The sequence below is a fragment of the Streptomyces sp. NPDC033221 genome (assembly GCF_055577005.1).
The window spans coordinates 189724-206597 of record NZ_JBVIQN010000002.1 but is presented as its reverse complement, the minus strand read 5'-3'; the positions used below and the strand labels follow the sequence as shown (position 1 = coordinate 206597).

Below are 16874 nucleotides of genomic sequence, written 5' to 3'. Positions count from 1 at the left end.
CGGGCTCACGGTACGGCCGGTCCGCCGCCGGTGCCGCCCGTCGCGAGCCCGCTCTCCCAGGCCCAGGCGGCGATCTCGACCCGGTTGCGGGCGTCCAGTTTGGCCTGGACGTTGGCGAGGTGGGTCTTGACGGTGGACAGCGAGACGTAGAGTTCGGCGGCGATCTCGGCGTTGGTCCGGCCGCGCGCGAGGGCCCGTACGACGTCCTGTTCGCGGTCGGTCAGCGGCTCGGTGAGGGTGCGGGTGGTGCCGCCGGCCGCCGCGGGGGCCAGTTCGCGCAGCAGCCGTACGGTGATGGCGGGCGAGACCAGCGCGTCGCCTGCCGCGGCGGCGCGTACCGCCTCCACGAGCATGGCGGGGCTGGCGTCCTTGAGGAGGAAGCCGGAGGCGCCGCCGTGCAGCGCGGCGTGCACATAGGCGTCGAGGTCGAAGGTGGTGACGATGACGATGCGCGGCTTGTGCCCGTACTCGGGATGGGCGGCGGCGCGCTCGGCGAGCCGGCGGGTGACCTCCAGGCCGTCCATCTCGGGCATCCGGATGTCGAGCAGCAGGACGTCGGGGCGCAGTTGTTCCACCGTGGCGAGGGCCGCGGCGCCGTCCACGACATCGGCGAGTACGTCGATGTCCGGCCGGCTCTCCAGGATCATCCGGAAGCCCATCCGGACCATCTCCTGATCGTCCGCGATGACCACGCTGATCGCCATGTGTCCCTCGCCCTGTCCGTGCGCCGTGCTCGGCCGCGGTCCGGGCCGTTTCCGCTGCTTTCCATCTGACCTGCGGTGATCGCGCCCCGCAACCGCTGGCGCGGCCCGGGTCCGGTCACCGGCGGGCCGTGCGTACGGCGAGGTGACCGGCGCGGTGACCGGCGCGGTGCGGGGGCCCGCAGCAGGCGGGCGAGTATAGGTATGGGCGTCCGGTGTACGCACAGCCGTGGGTGCCGGGGGCCCGTACGGCACAGTCGCCGCCGGTGCGGGCGGCGGCGCCGGAAAGGGCGGCCCGGTCGGTGCCGGCGACGGTGGAGACCGCCGTGGAATCCGCCGTGGGGACGGCCCGGAGGCCGTGGCCGCGGTGGCCGAGCAGCAGCCAGGTGACGGCCGCGGCGGAGGCGGCCAGCAGCAGGGCGGCGATCGCGGTCGCCCGGTGGCCGCCGGGGCGGGCAGGGCCGTGGCCCGGGGGCCGTGGCGGGCGGCGAAGGCGGGAACGCGAACGGGGCTCGGTGGTCACGCTGCCCACGCTAGGAAGGGGGCGTGCGGGCGGGTATCGGCCGTCCGGCCATGCGTCGGCGCCCGCACCCCGGCCGAAAGGACGAGCGGGGTCCCTCTCCGGTGGGACCCAAGCCCAGACGGCCTGGTGGGCGCGGGAGCCGGGCCCTGGGGTGCGGGGTGCGGGGTGCGGGGTGCGGGGTGCGGGGTGCGGGGTCTGGAGTGTGCGGGTCCCGAGGCTCCGGACCCGGCGCTCAAGCCCCGTACCCCATACACACGACCGCGCCCCGGCGCCATACGGCATCGGGGCGCGGCGCACACCCTGCGGCATGCAGGCGCGCTGTGGGGTGACCGTCAGCCGGCCAGGCCGTCGGCCGCCTTCTTGATGTCCGCGGCGAAGGTGCTCACCTCGGTGTAGACGCCGGGCTTGCCGGGCCGGGCGCAGCCTTCGCCCCAGCTGACGATGCCGACCTGGAGCCACTGGCCGGCGTCGTCCTTGCGGAACATCGGGCCGCCGGAGTCGCCCTGGCAGGTGTCGGTACCGCCGGTGTCCAGCTTGCCGGCGCAGATCTCCTCGCCGGGGGTGAGCTGGTCGCCGTAGGCCTTCTTGCAGGTGGCGTCGTCGACGAAGGGCACCTTGGCCTTGAGGAGGTAGCGCTGCTGCTGGCCGCCCTCCTTGTCGGCTCCCCAGCCGGCTATGTCGAACTCGCCGCTGGTGAGCTTGTCGTCCGTGGCGATCTTCAGGGTCGGCAGGTCGATGGGCTTGGCGAGCTTGATGAGTGCCCAGTCCTTGCCCTTGCCGTTGTAGCCGGGGGCCTGGAGGACCTCGGTGGACTTGACGCTGACGGCCTTGGAGTCCTGGAGGTCGACGACGCCCGCGGTGGCCGTGATGGAGGTGTTGGGGCCACTGCCGTCCACGCAGTGGGCGGCGGTGAGCACGACGTCCTTGGCGTAGAGGGCGCCGCCGCAGCCCATCGACAGGCGGACCATGAACGGGAATTCGCCCTGGTCGGCCTTGGTGCCGCCGACGATCTTGTTATGGATGCCGTCGGGCTGGGGTGTGGGGGTGGCGGCGGCGTTGGCGGCGGTCGGCTGGAGGCTGACGGCGGCGAGGGCGACGGCTGCGGCGGCGGTGGCTCTCTTGAGGTGCTTCAGGTGGCTTCGCAACGGGCTTCCTTTCGTGGGGGGTTGCACGTCGATGTCAGGCCCATGCCAACGCGAGAACCGGAAAGGACCGCCGGAGAACGTGCGTGAAAGTCGGCAGCACGCCGCAAGGCGTCCGGACCCAGTGGGGGATGAGCCCGCAAAGCGCCCTTGGATTATGTGGAGTCGGCGATCACAGTGGCAAGGGTGTACATCCGGCCAACTCCTGTTCTACCCACGTCGCGTACACCCCATACCGGACGTACCCGACGAGACGTACAGTGGTCGGGTGGCGGCGACGGGAAGCCCGGGCAGTTCCGGCGATGACATCGAGCACGGCTATCCGCACCTGGACACGGTGCGCGCGTCCGTCACCGCGCTCTACAAACGCCTGTCGTACGACACGGTCCGCACCTTCGCGACGAGCGTGCTGCCCGCCGAAGTCGCCTTCGACGACGGGGAGGAGCTGTACGCGGGCGCGCAGCGGGTGGCCCGCGCCATGGTGCAGCACCTGCGGCTGCCCGACGCGCGCGTGATCGTCGCGTTCCGCGACATGCAGCTCGCGGCCAACGTCGAACTGACCGCGGGCCCCGAGTACTTCGTCGAGCTGAACGCCCGCTTCAAGTCCCACCGCCGGGACATCGGCGCCGCCCTTGCCCACGAGGTGATGCACGTCTACCTGCACCGCCTCGACCTGTCCTTCCCCCGCACCCGCGACAACGAGATCCTCACCGACACCGCCACTGCCTACCTGGGCGCGGGCTGGCTGCTGCTGGACGCGTACCGCGAACACGGGCCGTTCGCGCAGAAGCTGGGCTACCTGACCCCGGAGGAGTTCGGCTACGTCCTCGCCAAGCGCGCGCTGCTCTTCGACGAGGACCCGGCGCCGTGGTTCACCAGCCCGCAGGCGTACGACGCCTACAAGGCGGGCCTGGCGCTGGCCCGCCGCGACGCGCAGCAGCCGCCGCTGGCCGCGGCCGGCTGGTCGGGCCGCCGCCGCTACGCCAGGGACCGGCGCGCGGCCCAGGACCCACGGCGCACCGGACGGCCTGGCGGCCCCACGCCGTCCGGCAACTCCGCAGCGTCCGGCGGCTACGCCTTCGAGGGGAGCGCGCCGCTGCGCGTGTCGTTCCCCTGCCCGACGTGCCATCAGCGCATCCGTGTCCCGGTGCGCGGCCGGCTGCGGGCCCGCTGCGCGCTGTGCCGTACGGAGCTGGAGTGCGACACGTAGCGGCACACACAGCGAGGCGTGGCGGCACACAGTGGCGGCACACAGCAGACGCAGCGGCGCGCGCGGCGGACCCGTCAGCGGGGATCAGTCGTGGCAGGTGACCTTGACGGCTCCGGCCCCGTGGTGGGCGCGGTCCCGGCCCGGCGAGTGGTTGTCGCCGCGGTCCATCAGCTTCACGCCGATCTTGTTCTGCCGGACCGGGAAGGTGCCGACCGTCTGCCAGCTCCCCCGGTGCGCGACCTGGTCGACGGCGAAGTCGCCGACCTTCGTTCCCCCGTTGAAGGGGTCGGTCAGCACCTGGTAGTGGGTCGGGCTGCCCTGGACGTCACGCTCGCTGGGGCCCCAGGGGACGTAGACCGACACCTGGCAGCTGCGGGACTCCGGGCCCGGCTCCCACCACCACATGATGTTGTTGTTGGTGTCCTTGTTCGGGTCGCCGGACATCGGCACGGACGTGAACTGGCCGCTGCAGCCGCCGTCGCGGGTGCTGCCGCCGCTGAGCCCGTACCAGCCCACGCCGACCTCGCCGTGGACACCGGCCTGGTGGTAGCCGCCGCGCGGGGGCGTCGGGCAGCCGGGGCCGGCGATGCCTTCGTACGTCATCTTGGCCTCGCGCGGCGCGGCGGGCTTCTTGGCCTCGGGCTTCGGGCTCTTCTTGGGTGCCGCGGGCGTGCCGGAGGGCGACTTCTCGCTCTTCGGCGTGGGCGCGTCACCGGCCTTCTTGTCGCCCGGCGCCTCGCCGGGGGCCTTGCCGGGCTTGGCCGACGGCAGGGGCGAGCCGGTCTTGGTCTGCTGCGGCTGCTTGGCGGCGACGGCTTGCTCCTGGCCGTCGCCGAAGCGCACCTGGGAGGCGCCGAGGGTGGCGAGAGCCACCGCGCCGATGCCGACTCCGGCCAGGACGGGCAGGCCCACCGCCGTCTTCCACACCCGGCGTCCGGGGGCCAGGCCGCGCTTCGGCGTCCGCGCGCCCTTGGCGAAGGTCTCCGCGAAACCGGACCGGGACGGGTCGGATGCGCCGGAGCGGTCCGGTCCGGCGCTCTTGTTCGGCTGTGACAACGGGGTTCCTCCTGGGGGTGGTCGGGGGGTGCTGGGGCGGGCGGGGTGCCGGTCAGGCGAGCCGGCCGGGCCCGCCCGGGCCGGACGGCTGCGGCTGCGGCTGCGGTACGGCGGTGCCGCCGGGCACGACCGCCTCCGGAGCCCCGTGGCCGCTGGCGTCCTGGTACGGCTCGTCCTGGCGCGGTACGTCCAGCTCCGGTACGTCCAGTTCGGACAGCGTCCGCAGGTCCGCCTCGGACGGCGCGTCGTTCTCCGCGACGCGGTACGCCTGCCGTTCGGTCATCGCCTGGAACGTCTGCCGGGCGGAGCGCCCGTTGCCGAACCGGCCGTCGCGCGGGACGTGGTCGAAGTAGCCGACGAGGGTGGCGCGGGCCGCGTCGGTCAGCTCGTACTGGTGGGCCGACGCGTGCTGTTCCACGATCTGCACCAGGTCCTCGGTGCCGTAGTCCTCGAACAGCAGCGTGCGGTTGAAGCGGGAGGCGAGGCCGGGGTTGGAGTCGATGAAGTGCTCCATCTCCACCGGGTATCCGGCGACGATGACCACGACCGCGTCGCGGTGGTCCTCCATCAGCTTCACGAGGGTGGCGATGGCCTCCTGCGCGAAGTCGTTGCCGCCCGAGGAGTGGGCGGGCGCCAGCGAGTAGGCCTCGTCGATGAACAGCACGCCGCCCATCGCCTCCATGAAGACCCGCTGGGTCTTCGGGCCGGTGTGGCCGACGTACTCGCCGACCAGCGCGGAGCGGTCCGCCTCGACGAGGTGGCCCTTCTCCAGCAGGCCGACGGCGGCCAGGATGCGCCCGTAGAGCCGGGCGACCGTGGTCTTGCCGGTGCCGGGGTTGCCCGCGAAGACCAGGTGGCGGCTGAGCGGCGGCGCGGCCAGTCCGGCCGCCTCCCGGCGCTGGACCATCCGCATCAGCTTGACGAGCGAGGCGACGTCCTGCTTGACGCGCTCCAGGCCGATCAGTTCGTGCAGTTCGCCGAGGAGTTCGTCGAGGTCGGCCTCGGTGGGCGGGACCGTCGTCGTGGTGCCGTCGCCGGACGGCGCCCCGGCGGACTGCGCGCCGCTCGCGGCGGCCGCGGCGGCGGCCGGGACGGGGGCGAAGGGCGCGGGCCACTGGGCGTCCTCGACCCGCCAGGAGACGCAGTCGCGCACCCTCGGTTCGGCGCCGTCCTCGCTGCTCAGGTCGGCCTCGGCGTCCTGGACGCGGATCCTGGTCAGGGCGGGGGCGGCCGCCTCGCCCAGGTGGACGGCGGGGAAGCCGGGCCCGGTGATCTCGCAGTCCTCGAAGGTGCCGGCGCCCTTGGCGTCGACGATCAGGCCGTTCTTGCCGGGGCGGGCGATCCGTACGGCGCGGACGTCGGGCGCGGCGCCGGCCGCGACCACCATGCCGGACCCGGCCGCTTCGGTGATCTCCACGTCCGCGGCCCGTACGGTGGCGCCGCCCTGGAAGACCAGCCCGGCGGTGCCGGCGCGCAGGATGCGGCCGCCGGTCAGGTCCGCTTCGCCGCTGCCGAAGGTGAGTCCGGCGCGTTCGGCGTCGGTGACGGTGCATCCGGTCAGGCTCAGGGTGCCGCCGGAGCCGGCGACGACGCCGTTGCGGCAGCGCGCGACGGACAGTTCGGTGGCTTCGGCGGCCGCCGTGCCGGACAGGTCGAGGCCGGACATGCCGCAGTCGGTGAGGTGGACCTCGGTGAGGGTGAGGCGGCTGTCGGCGACGGCGTGCAGGCCGTGTTCGGGGGTGTTCCCGGCGCGCAGCCGGGTCAGGGTCAGCTCGGCGTCGCCGCCGGCGTGCACGGCGCTGTACCGGCAGTCGGTCACCTCGCCGTCGGTCAGCTGGACGGTGGCGGAGCCGGTGGCCAGCACGCCGTTGGCCGACGAGCCGCGTACGGTCGTGCCGCGCGCCTCCAGCCGGGCCGTGCCGTGTGCCGTCAGGGCGGCGGCGGCGGTCCGTACGATCCGGGTGTCGGCCAGCCGGACGCGGGACCGCTCCCCCGCGGTGGCGCCGGAGCCGCCGCCGTCGCGCAGCACGCAGCCGTCGAGCACGGCGTCGCCGGACCCGGCGACGTGCAGGGCGTCCGCGCCGGCGCCCGTCAGCTCGCAGCCGTACAGCAGCAGTCCGCCGCCGGCCTGCGCGGGCACCTGCCCGTCGGCGGCCTCGTACGGGTCGCCGTCGCGCGGCACCGGTGAGGAGTCCAGCACCCGTACGGCCTCGCCGCCGCAGTCGCGGATGCGGCAGTCGACGACGAGGGCCGCCGACCGGTCCTCGAAGAGCAGCCCGCTGCGGCCCGCGCCGTCGATGAGGCAGTCGCGCAGCACGACGCGCGCGTCCTCGCGGACCCGCACTCCGGAGCCGGTGGCGCCCTTGATCCGGGTGCCGGTCAGCTCCAGCCGGGAGTCGCCACCCACCACCACGCCGGTGCCCTGGGCACCTTCGAGGACGCAGTCGGTGAGCCGGACCGCGCCGATGGTGCGGATCAGCGCCCCGGCCAGGGCCGCGCCCGTCAGGCGGGCGCCGGTCATGGTGAGCGCGGCCTCGCGCAGCACCTCCAGGCGTCCGCGGTCGGTGCCGCCGCCGTGCCAGTGGGTGGCGCCGCCGGTCAGCAGGACGGCGGGCCGGTCGGCGGCGCCGCCGCGTACGGTCAGCCCGTCCAGCGTGAGCCGGGCGCCGGGCAGCACTTCGAGCGCGGGCGTGGTGCCGCCGGGGGCGGCGAGGGTGACCGGGCCGCCGTCTGCGCGCAGGACGATGTGGCGGTCGATCCGCAGGGCCTCCTCGTAGGTGCCGGGCGCGATGCGGATCTCGTCGCCGGGCGCGGCCGCGTGCAGCGCGGCGCCCAGGGTGGCGTGCGCCGCCGGGTGTCCGGCGGCGACTGTGTGGACCGTCCCGGTGTCCGGGTGTTCTGCGGTGGTCATGCGTCGCCCATGCTCGTGTCCTCGTCGTGCGGCCGGGGAGGCCTGTCGGCGCGTCCCTTGCCCTTGCGGGGACGCTTGACCGGCTGGCCGGCCGGCTCCTCCATGTCGTCAGACTCCCGTACGGTCCAGTGCCAGCCGCCGCCGGGGTCCGGTTCCCAGCGGAAGTCGAGGCCGGGGCGGGGGCGGGACCGCGCGCCCGTCGTGCCCGGTGCGGCCTCGTGCACCACCATGCCGTCGCCGTCGATGATGCGGATGCGGGCGCCCAGTGCCTGGGCGTAGAGCCGTACGGAGAGTTCGCCCGGCGAGCCGACGGCGAACGAGCCGTGCGGGTCGATCCGCCCGGTGGCCAATGTGGCGAACAGTTCGCGGGAACCCGTTCCGGCCCGGTCCGCCTCGGCCAGCACCAGTTTGACGACGGGGTCCTTGCTGCCCTTCGGCTTGCTCCTGAGGTACTGCTCCACGGTGTCGAGCAGGCCGCCAGGGGTGTGGCCCGGCCCGCCGCCGCTGTCGGCGGCGTTCTCCAGGGCGTGGAACAGGGACCGGGGCGGTGAGTGCACCGGCGGGTACCCGGCGACGACGAGGTGCAGGTTGCGCATGAAGCCGGCCGGCTCGGGGTGGGTCGCCGCCGCCAGGCTCGCGAACGCCTTGTCGTTCAGCGGCAGGCCCGCCCGCAGCGCGAGGCCCGAGTCGTCGGGGATGGGCGCGGAGACGTTGAAACCGAGGGTGTTGCGGTCGGTCCCCAGACCGTCGAGCCCGTTCACGACGTCCCGCGGCGAGTGGGTCGAGCCGTGTCCCGGGTCGACGGGTGCCAGCGGGTCGCGGGAGAGCCCGGTGGCGGAGTTCTTCGTCAGGTGGTCGTCCCGGCGGTCGGCCCAGTGCAGGCCGCCCTTGACCCTCCTGGACGTCTGGGGGTCGACGTCCGCGAACGAGTCGCGGCCGAACATCCGGCCCATCGCCTGCCGGACGTCGTTGTGGTCCTGCGGCAGCGCGGGCCGGTCCCCGAACATGCCCTCCATCATCCGGGACAGGTCGGTGGGGGTGGCCGCGCCCTCGAAGTCGGTCACGAAGGGCACGCCGCGGTCCGGCAGGGTGTTGGTGTGCGCGGCGATCAGCCGCTCCGCCTGCCGGGTCGCGATGGCGTTCAGTTCCCCGGGGGTGAGCAGCCGGCTGACCGCGTCGATCTCCGGTGTGCCGAGCGGTCCGTCGGTTCCGCCGCCCGGCCCGCGGGCGGCGAGCCGCTGCCGTACGGCGTCGATCTGGCCGGCCGTCGGTGTCTCGATGTCGGCGCCGTACGCCCGGTCGTACGGGCGCTGGGCGACGGCCTCGATCTCGCGGTCGGTGAGCCGGTGGACGAGGGAGTTGCCGGGGAAGGCCGAGCGGTCCAGTACCGGCAGGGTGCGGTTGAGTTCCCAGGCGTTGAAGGAGTTCAGGGTCTCGGCCAGGCCGTTGAACTCACTGGTGCCGGGGCTGAACCTGATGGGCTGCCAGCCGGGGCCGACCCGGTCCAGCAGGGTCGCGGCGGCGTCGGTGAAGAGGTTGGGTTCGGGCGAGTAGGGCAGCAGCGGGTGGATGCCGGCCAGGCGGGTACGGGCCCGCATGTCCGCGCGGACGGCGGTGTCGAAGGCGGGCAGGTCGGCCTCGGAGACCGTGTGCAGCGGTCCGACGTCCTTGCCCTTGCCCTTGCCGCCCGTCTTGGCGGCGGCTGCCACGGCTTTGGCGTGCTCCTCGGCCAGGCGTTTGTTGGTGTCCTCGATGAGCTGGGCGGTGTCGGCGCCCGGCACGTTCCCCTCGGGCAGGCGGTAGCCGCCGGACATGGTCAGCGGGCGCAGCGGCTGATTACCGCCGCCGCCCATCTCGAACTCCTTGACGAAGTGCTGGAAGACGTGATCGCCGCTGGGCACCAGCCGCTGGTAGGTGTCGAAGTCCATGAAGGAGAAGTACGGGTGCGCCGGCTGGTGCGGGTCGTACATCATCGAGCGGACCAGGTACCGGCTCGGCGGGCTGGTCATGGTGACGTTGCGGATGGTGCCGAAGGGGAAGTCCTTGCCGGTCCAGCCGATGCCGACCGCGGCCACCGGGTAGGGCACGTCCAGCCCGTCGAGCGCGCCGCGGACTGCGGCGTTGACGTCCGCCATCTTGTCCGCGCGGCCGTTCACGCCGATCACCACCGCGAACTTGCCCCGGTACTCGCCGTTCGGGTCGGTGGTGATCGCCGTGAGGAAGTCCCGCAGCCGCTGACGTCCCGCTTCTCCGGCGATGTCGCCGGCCCGGACGACGGTGTTCACCACGTACGCCATCGGGTTCTGCCGGTCGAGGCTGGCGTGGATCCAGTTCGTGTACTGGTCCGGCGTCAGCGGGCGCTGGCCGAACCCGGGCAGCCGCTGGAAGGCGCCGTTGACGGTGACGTCGCCGCGGGTGACCTGGTTGCCGAGGTTCGGCACGTCCTGCTGCCATTGCAGGTCGCGGGGCAGCGGTCCGGCGGTCGGCGGGCCGCCGTGGCCCAGGTCGCCGTACGGTCCCGTCCCGTCCATCGGGTCGTCGCCGTGCGGCGTCGGGGTCACGTCGTCGCCCGCGCCGACGGGGGCGGGCGCCTCCGTCATGTCCAGGTCGTCGACGTGGTGCGCGGACGAGCCGCCGGCCACGTCCAGGTCGTCGAACGCCTGGGTGAGGTTGGTGTGCCGGGACGGCGCGCCGCCCAGCGGACCGACGTACTCGCCGCGCTGCGCGCGGTCGACGGCGATCGCGTGGTTGGCGTCGTCGATCTGCCGCTGGATGGCGTTCGGGTCCATGCCCAGCTCGTCGAGACGGGTCTCCGCCTTGGTCAACGCGGCGTGCTTGACGCCCAGGTCGTCGAGCGCGCCGACAGCAGCGGCGGACGGCTTGGACGGGCCGGGCTGCCCGGCCTTGGGCACCAGTCCGTCCGCCTTCCCCTGAGCTTTCGCCAGGTCGAACGACGCCCGCTCGTACTGCTCCCAGGCGCCGAGCCGCAGATCGGCCTCCGTCCCGGCCGTACCGCCGGTGATGATGTCGTGCCGGACCGCGGACCGCTCACCGATGCCGGAGCCGGGCTCGAAGCCGAGCCGCGCGGGCGGCGCCGCGTTGCTCACGTCCCAGTGCCCGGAGTGCGGGCCGCCGTGGCCCGGGACCCAGGTCAGGTAGAGCGGCGGGCCCGGCTTGCGGGCTTCGATGTCGACCCGGTGGGCCGAGCCGTCCAGACCGCGGATTTCCAGCGGGCGGTTGAACGCCCTGGCATAGCGGTCCAGCACGATCCGCTCGATCGGGCCGATGTCCGACACGTCCGGACCCAGGCGTCCGCTGACCAGCCCGACGGTCAGCGCGCGGCCGTCGAGCCCCCGTGTGTACGTGTCGTTGACCAGGTCCTCGAAGCCGTTCTTGCCCATCTGCCGCTGCACCTGCGTCAGCAGCGTCGAGGCGTCCGGGATCGCGCCGGGCGTGATCCGGCCTCCCTTCGCGCCGGCGGTGGCCGGGGGCGGCTCCGGCAGGGCCCGGAGCAGCGAGTTGTTCGGCAGGCCGCCCTGGGGCAGGACCTCGGCGATCACGTAGTTCTGCAGCCGCTTGTACGCCGCCTCCTCGGTGGCGGTGACCAGCGCATGGCTGAGGAACCGTTTGTCCGCCGGCACGATGCCCACCACGAGCCCGTCCGTCCGGCCCGGTACGTGGATGGAGATGTTCAGGCCGAGGGTGTTGGCGTCGCCGCCCAGCCCGGCGCCCAGCCGGTCGAGGGTGACCCGGGGGTGTTCGTTGAGCCCGGGGGGCCGTCCGTCGATGCCGATGGGCTTCAGCGGGTCGTCCCGGAAGCCCTGCTCCGGGGACTTCCCCTTCAGCAGGTCCTCGCGCAGCTTGGCGATCTTCGTGTCGTCCTTGGCCCGCGACATGCTCGGGTCCAGGTCGAAGGTGTCCCGGGCGAAGACGTGCTCCACCACGTTCTTCGGGGTCAGGTGCTCCTGCGGCATGTTGCCGACGCCGCCGGCCTTGCCGTGCTTGTAGTAGCCGGACATCAGGCGGGACAGGTCGGTGGGGACCGCGCCGTTCACGAAGTCGGCGAGGAACGCGGTGCCGCGGTCGGGCAGCGCGGAGTTGGCTGCGGCGATCTCCCGCGCGACCGTGTTGCCCGGCACGTCCGGCAGGGTCTGGTCCAGTTCCCAGGCGTGGAAGTGGTTAAGGCGCTCCCGCAGGCCCTTGTACTCGCCGGTGCCGCCGCCGAACCGGACCGGCCGCCACGGGCCCGCGGCCAGTGGGATGTCGTCCACCATGGTGACGGCGGCGTCCACGAAGAGGTTCGGCTCGGGCCCGTACGGCAGCAGTCCGTGCCAGTCGGCCATCAGGGCGCGGATGCGCATGTCGGAGTCGACGACGGACGCGAACTTGTCCACGTCCTGCTGGGTGAAGACCATCCCGTCGGGGGTGTCGCCGCGGGTCTTGGTCGCCTTGATCAGGTCCTCGACCGAGCGGTCCACCGCGACGCCGTCGACGATCACCGTCTCGCCGGTCTTCCCCGGCACCCGGTAGCCGCCGGTCATCACCAGCGGGCGCAGCGGCGGGGTGTCGGGACCGCCCGGCACCGTCACGGAGTCGTCGGAGACCTTCGCCGCGGGCCCCGTGTCGCCGGGGAGCTTCTTTGCCCAGTCGTCCACGGCGCCGCCCGGGCCGAGGTTCAGCTCCCGGTCGAAGTGGTCGAAGACGTGCCGGCCGCTGGGGACGGTGTGCTCGTACACGTCGAAGTCCATGAAGGCCCAGTACGGGTGGCTGGGGCCGGCCGCCCCGCCGCCGTGCATCATCGAGTGCGCCATCGACCGGGCCGCCGGGCTGGTCATGGTGAGGTTGCGGATGGTGCCGTACGGGAAGTTGTCGCCGTAGAAGGTGGTGGCCACCATCGCCAGCGGGTGGTCGAAGTGCGTCGAGGCGAGGGCGTCGTCCATCGCGCGGTGGATGGCGGCGAGGTCCTCCAGCTTGCCGTTGACGCCGATCACCACGCCGAGGCGGCCGTCGTAGCCCTCCAGGCCGCGGGTGATCGAGTTCAGGAAGTCCTGGAGCTTGCCGCCGCCGATCTCGCTGTACGAGACGATGCTGTTGACCACGTAGGACAGCGGCCGCCCCTCCCCCGTGCTGGCCCGCATCCAGCTCAGGTAGTCGCCCCCCGTGAGCGGCTGGTGGCCCGCGAACGGCAGGTCGCGGAAGGACTGGTTGACCATGGTGCGGCCCGCCCCGTGGGTGCCGGGCTCGGGCCACAGGGCGTGCGGCGCCCGCGGGTCGGGGGACCAGTCGTGCGGCCCGACCGGCAGCGGATCGCCGCCGTGCGGGGCCGGTGCGCCGCCGAGCGGGCCGACGTACTCGCCGTGCTGCGCGCGGTCGATGGCGATCGCGTGGTTGGCGTCGTCGATCTGCTGCCGGAGCGCGTTGGGGTCCATGTCCAGTTCGCCGAGGCGGGCCTCGGCGTCGTGGAACTCGGCGCGTTTGGCGTTCAGGTCGTCGAGCGCGTCGACGGCCGCGGCGGACGGCTTGGACGGGCCCGGCTGCCCGGCCTTGGGCACCAGCCCGTCCGCCTTGCCCTGGGCGCGGGCCAGGTCGAACGACGCCTGCTCGTACTGCTCCCAGGCGCCGAGCCGCAGGTCGGCCTCGTGTCCACTCGTACCGCCGGTGACGATCTCGTGCCGGGCCGCGGCACGGTCGCCGATGCCGGAACCGGGGGTGTGGCCGAGCGGGTCCTGTGCCGGGGGCCGCGGGATGTTCGTCTCGGGGACGGGCCCGAAGTCCGCGGCGTCGGCCTTGCCCTTGCCCTTGTCGATGTGCGGTACGGGCTCGGCATCCGCGAAGTCCGCCTTCGCCTTGCCCTTGTCGACGACCGGAACCGCCTGCGGCTCCGGCTGCGGGTGCGGCCGCGGGCCGCCGCCCAGGCCGTGTTCGCCGAAGATGCCGTCGGTGAGGGCGCTGATCTGCTTGCGGGTGCGCGAGGCGTCGATGCCCAGTTCGTCCAGCTTGGCCTCGGCCTTGGTGACCTCGACGCGCTTGACGCCCAGGTCGTCCAGGGCCTCCGCCAGGGCGGGCGAGGGCTTGCCGGCGGTCACGCCGGGCGGCGGCGCCAGCTCGTCCACCTTGCGCTCCGCCTTGCCGAGCTGCGACAGCGCGTTCTCGTACCCGGCCCACGCGTTGAGCTTGGCCCCGGCCTCCGGGCCGACCGAGCCGCCCAGGATCAGGTCGTTGCGGACGCGCAGGCGGTGGTTCATGGCCGCGGCACCGGAGAAACCGCCGAAGCGGTTGCCGGGGGGCGCGGTGACGGTGCCGGGATCCTTCGCCGCGGGCGCGGAGTTGGGCGTCTCGGTCTTCGGCGCGGGTACGGGCGTCGGGGCGGGTGCGTTGTCGGTGGCCTTCACGGCGGCCGGTATGCCGACGGCGGCCTCGTCCCCGGCCTTCGCCGGGCCGCCGGGGTGGGCGATCAGGTCGAGGACGCTGTTGTCCGCCGGGCCGGTGGCGCCGCGGGCTCCCGCGCCGTCCAGGTCCGGGAGGGCGGACACCCCGGAGGGGCTGTTCGAGGTGGCGCTGTGGCCGGCGGACGGGACCGGCTTGCGGTCGCCCATGTCCAGCAGGCTCATCGCCATGTCGTGTTCGTTGACGACCGGTTGGGGTGCCGCCTTGGTCGTGGCGCCGCTGCCGATGGTGGTGGCTTTACCGGTCTCCGGCGTCTTCAGCCGCAGCGGGTCCGGTGCTCCGCCGAGCGACGACGCCGGTACGTCGGCCGGGGCCTTGGCGAGGTCTCGGGGCGGGGGTACGGCACCCTGGACGGCCGGGGCCTCGCCGTGCGCACTCGTCAGGTTGTGCGTGGTCAGGGGGTTCTGCGTGCCCGCCAGGTTCTGGGTACCCGGCGTGTCCACCCGTACGGGCGTGCCGGGCGCCGTGGCCGCCAGGTGGTCGGCGGTGATCGTGCGCGGGGCCGCCTCACCGATGCGGAAGCTGATGCCGTCCCCGTGGAATGCGGTCACCGCGACATCGCCATTGGCCAGCGCGGTCAGCTCGGGGAAGGTCATATCCTCCAGGGCCTCGCCGTGCCCGATCGCACCGCGGGCCATGGAGTGGCCGTCGCCGATGCCGTGCACGAAGCCGCTGTCGAAGGAGACTTCGGGGGCGCGGGCGGTGGTGTTCTCCGGCACGTGCCCGAGCACGCCCGACGATCCGTGGGCGTCCTTGAGCAGGTCGATGGCGGTGTCACCGGACAGCAGCAGGTTGTTGTCCATCCGGATGTGGCCGGCCGCGAAGTCCGTCTGCTGGATGAGCCGGGTGGCGCCGGCGCCGTGCACGTCCGGGACGCTCAGGCCGTTGTCGAGCGTGGTCATGCCCGGCATGTGCACGTCGGGGACGGTCAGCAGTCCGGGTTGGCCGACGTGCGCGCCGGTGTGCGTGAGGGAGCCGCCGGGCACGGTGATGCCGTGTGGCGCGCTCACGCCGGTGTGCGGCACGGTGATTCCGTGGGGCACATTGACCCCGTGCGGCATGTTCACGCCGACATGCGTGACGTTCCCCAGGCCCTTGACTCCCAGGCCGCCCAGATTGCCGGGGATGTTGAGGTTCAGCCCGCCGTGTCCGAACGAGCCGATGCCGTTGGGCATCAGGTTGCCGACACCCTGGAAGTTGAACGTCCCGAGGCCGCCGGGCCGGAACGCGCCCAGCCCGTCCAGGTGGAGCCCGCCGATGCCGTTCGGCAGGCCGGCGCCCGGGAACCTGGTGAGCCCGCCGGGAGATACGGAGGGAATGTGCACCCCGGGGAAGGACACGCCGTGGAAGCCGCCGGGGACGAAGTGCAGGGCCGACAGGTCCACGAAGCTGCCCGGCACGAAGTGGACGCCGGCCCCGCCGATGGGCCGGAACGCCACCAGGGCGCCGAAGTCACCGACGGGGACGCCGTTGGCCAGCGCCGTGTCCGTACGCCCCGCGTTGGCCAGCAGCCTCTGCAGATCCGGTTGCGGGATGCCCAGCACCCGTTCGGCGAAGGCGAGCCGCGCGGCGCCGCCGAAGCCCAGCACACCCATCTCGGTGAAGTCCAGGGGCACGACGGTAGCGATGCCCGCCCGGCCGAGCCGCTCGAAGTTGACCTTCGCGTACGCGCCGATCTTGCCCCAGTTGCCGTCGATGTGCCCGGTGAACTTCGCCCAGTCCTTGACGACGGTGCCGGCCAGCGACTCCCAGCCGCCCTTGGCGAGATTGCCGAGGCCCTTCACGCCGTTGACGATGTTGAAGGCGGGGGCCGCGTGGATGCCGAGCACGATCGGCGCCACCACGACCTTCGGCATGTTGTGCAGCGAGGAGAAGTGGCCGATCTCCTTGATGATGTTCTTCCCGGCGCCCGCGATACCCTCGACGCCGCCCTTGAGGACACCGCCCAGGCCCTTGAGGATGGAGCCGACCGGCAGGGCCTTGGTGGTGGGGAAGAGCACGCCGAGGAAGGCCAGGCCGAGTTCCAGGCCACTGGCCTTGCCCTGGCTGAAGTCGACAATGGTCTTGATCAGCAGGACCGCGTTCATGCCCCAGGCGAGGATCGCCAGGACGCCGCCGGTGAAGATGGCGATGACCGACAGGATGATGGTCAGCCACTGGAAGGCTTCCCAGAACAGGTCGCAGTCGCTGACCGGCTGGACCATCAGCGACCCGGCGGAGGTCAGCGACTTGTCCAGGGTGCTCGCCGCGGTGCTGAGCGCGGACTGCGCGTCGTCGGCCCGGTCCTTGTGGGTCTGGAGCTGCGGGTCGTCCTTGTCCAGCCCCTGGGCGGCGGTCAGTGCCGCGTCGGCGTCGGCCTGCGCGTCGGTGACGGCGGTGGCGTACTTGCGCAGCGCCGCCTCGGCCTGGTTGAAGGAGTCCGACACATGGCCGACGAAGTTGTGCAGGTGGTCGTCGACCATGTCGCGCAGCTGGTCGGCGGTCTTGCCGATGAAGCGCTGGCCGTCGCCGGCGGTCTGCTGGAGCGCCTTGAGGCCGTTGTTGATGGTGCCCGCGTGCGTGGCGAGGTCGCGCATCGCGTCGGCGATGGTGGTGATGGCGGAGGCGTCACCCGGGGTCGGGTCGCCGTCGAGGCCGAGGGCCCCCCAGTCACCGGGACGCGTAGCCAAGCCTCTTCCCTTCGCGCAGCAGACCGTTCACTCGTGTCACGACCGGCGCGTTCCGCGCATCCGGACCATGGGACACCACACCTACGTTTACGTATCCGGGGAGCAATCGGTTCACTGTGTGAACGACATCACTTCGCGCGGCTTCTCCGGTTCCCGGATGAACCGTTCCGCCTCTCCATACGTTTGACCAGGAGAGACGTGAAGTGATCTCCAGT

General features: G+C 73.0%; 6 protein-coding genes. 1 reads left to right on the top strand and 5 read right to left on the bottom strand.

Features of this window, described 5'->3' with window-relative positions; genetic code table 11:
- Positions 1-5: 5 nt before the first annotated feature.
- Together ACZ53K_RS02990 and ACZ53K_RS02985 are read right to left on the bottom strand one after the other, a co-directional pair.
- Complete coding sequence (locus tag ACZ53K_RS02990) at positions 6-704, bottom strand: response regulator (protein ID WP_468831301.1); 699 nt, start codon at positions 702-704, stop codon at positions 6-8.
- A gap of 852 nt (positions 705-1556) precedes the next feature.
- The gene (locus ACZ53K_RS02985; RefSeq protein ID WP_468831298.1) at positions 1557-2369 is read right to left on the bottom strand and encodes a S1 family peptidase; all 813 of its coding nucleotides are present in this window, start codon (positions 2367-2369) and stop codon (positions 1557-1559) included.
- 265 nt (positions 2370-2634) lie between these two features.
- Here ACZ53K_RS02985 and ACZ53K_RS02980 point away from each other — a divergent pair, with 265 nt between their 5' ends.
- Positions 2635-3576: a hypothetical protein gene (locus ACZ53K_RS02980; protein ID WP_468831295.1), complete on the top strand. Its 942-nt coding sequence runs from the start codon at positions 2635-2637 to the stop codon at positions 3574-3576.
- Between the two features lie 84 nt (positions 3577-3660).
- Here the strand turns inward: ACZ53K_RS02980 and ACZ53K_RS02975 are convergent, their stop codons facing one another.
- From ACZ53K_RS02975 to ACZ53K_RS02965, 3 genes are read right to left on the bottom strand one after another with little or no spacing between them, the layout of a single operon-like run.
- Positions 3661-4632, bottom strand: a complete 972-nt coding sequence (locus ACZ53K_RS02975) for a hypothetical protein (protein ID WP_468831292.1) — start codon at positions 4630-4632, stop codon at positions 3661-3663.
- Between the two features lie 52 nt (positions 4633-4684).
- Positions 4685-7543, bottom strand: a complete 2859-nt coding sequence (locus tag ACZ53K_RS02970) for a right-handed parallel beta-helix repeat-containing protein (RefSeq protein WP_468831290.1) — start codon at positions 7541-7543, stop codon at positions 4685-4687.
- Positions 7540-16659: a putative T7SS-secreted protein gene (locus tag ACZ53K_RS02965; protein WP_468831287.1), complete on the bottom strand. Its 9120-nt coding sequence runs from the start codon at positions 16657-16659 to the stop codon at positions 7540-7542. Before ACZ53K_RS02965 ends, ACZ53K_RS02970 begins: the two co-directional genes overlap by 4 nt.
- Positions 16660-16874 lie beyond the last annotated feature (215 nt).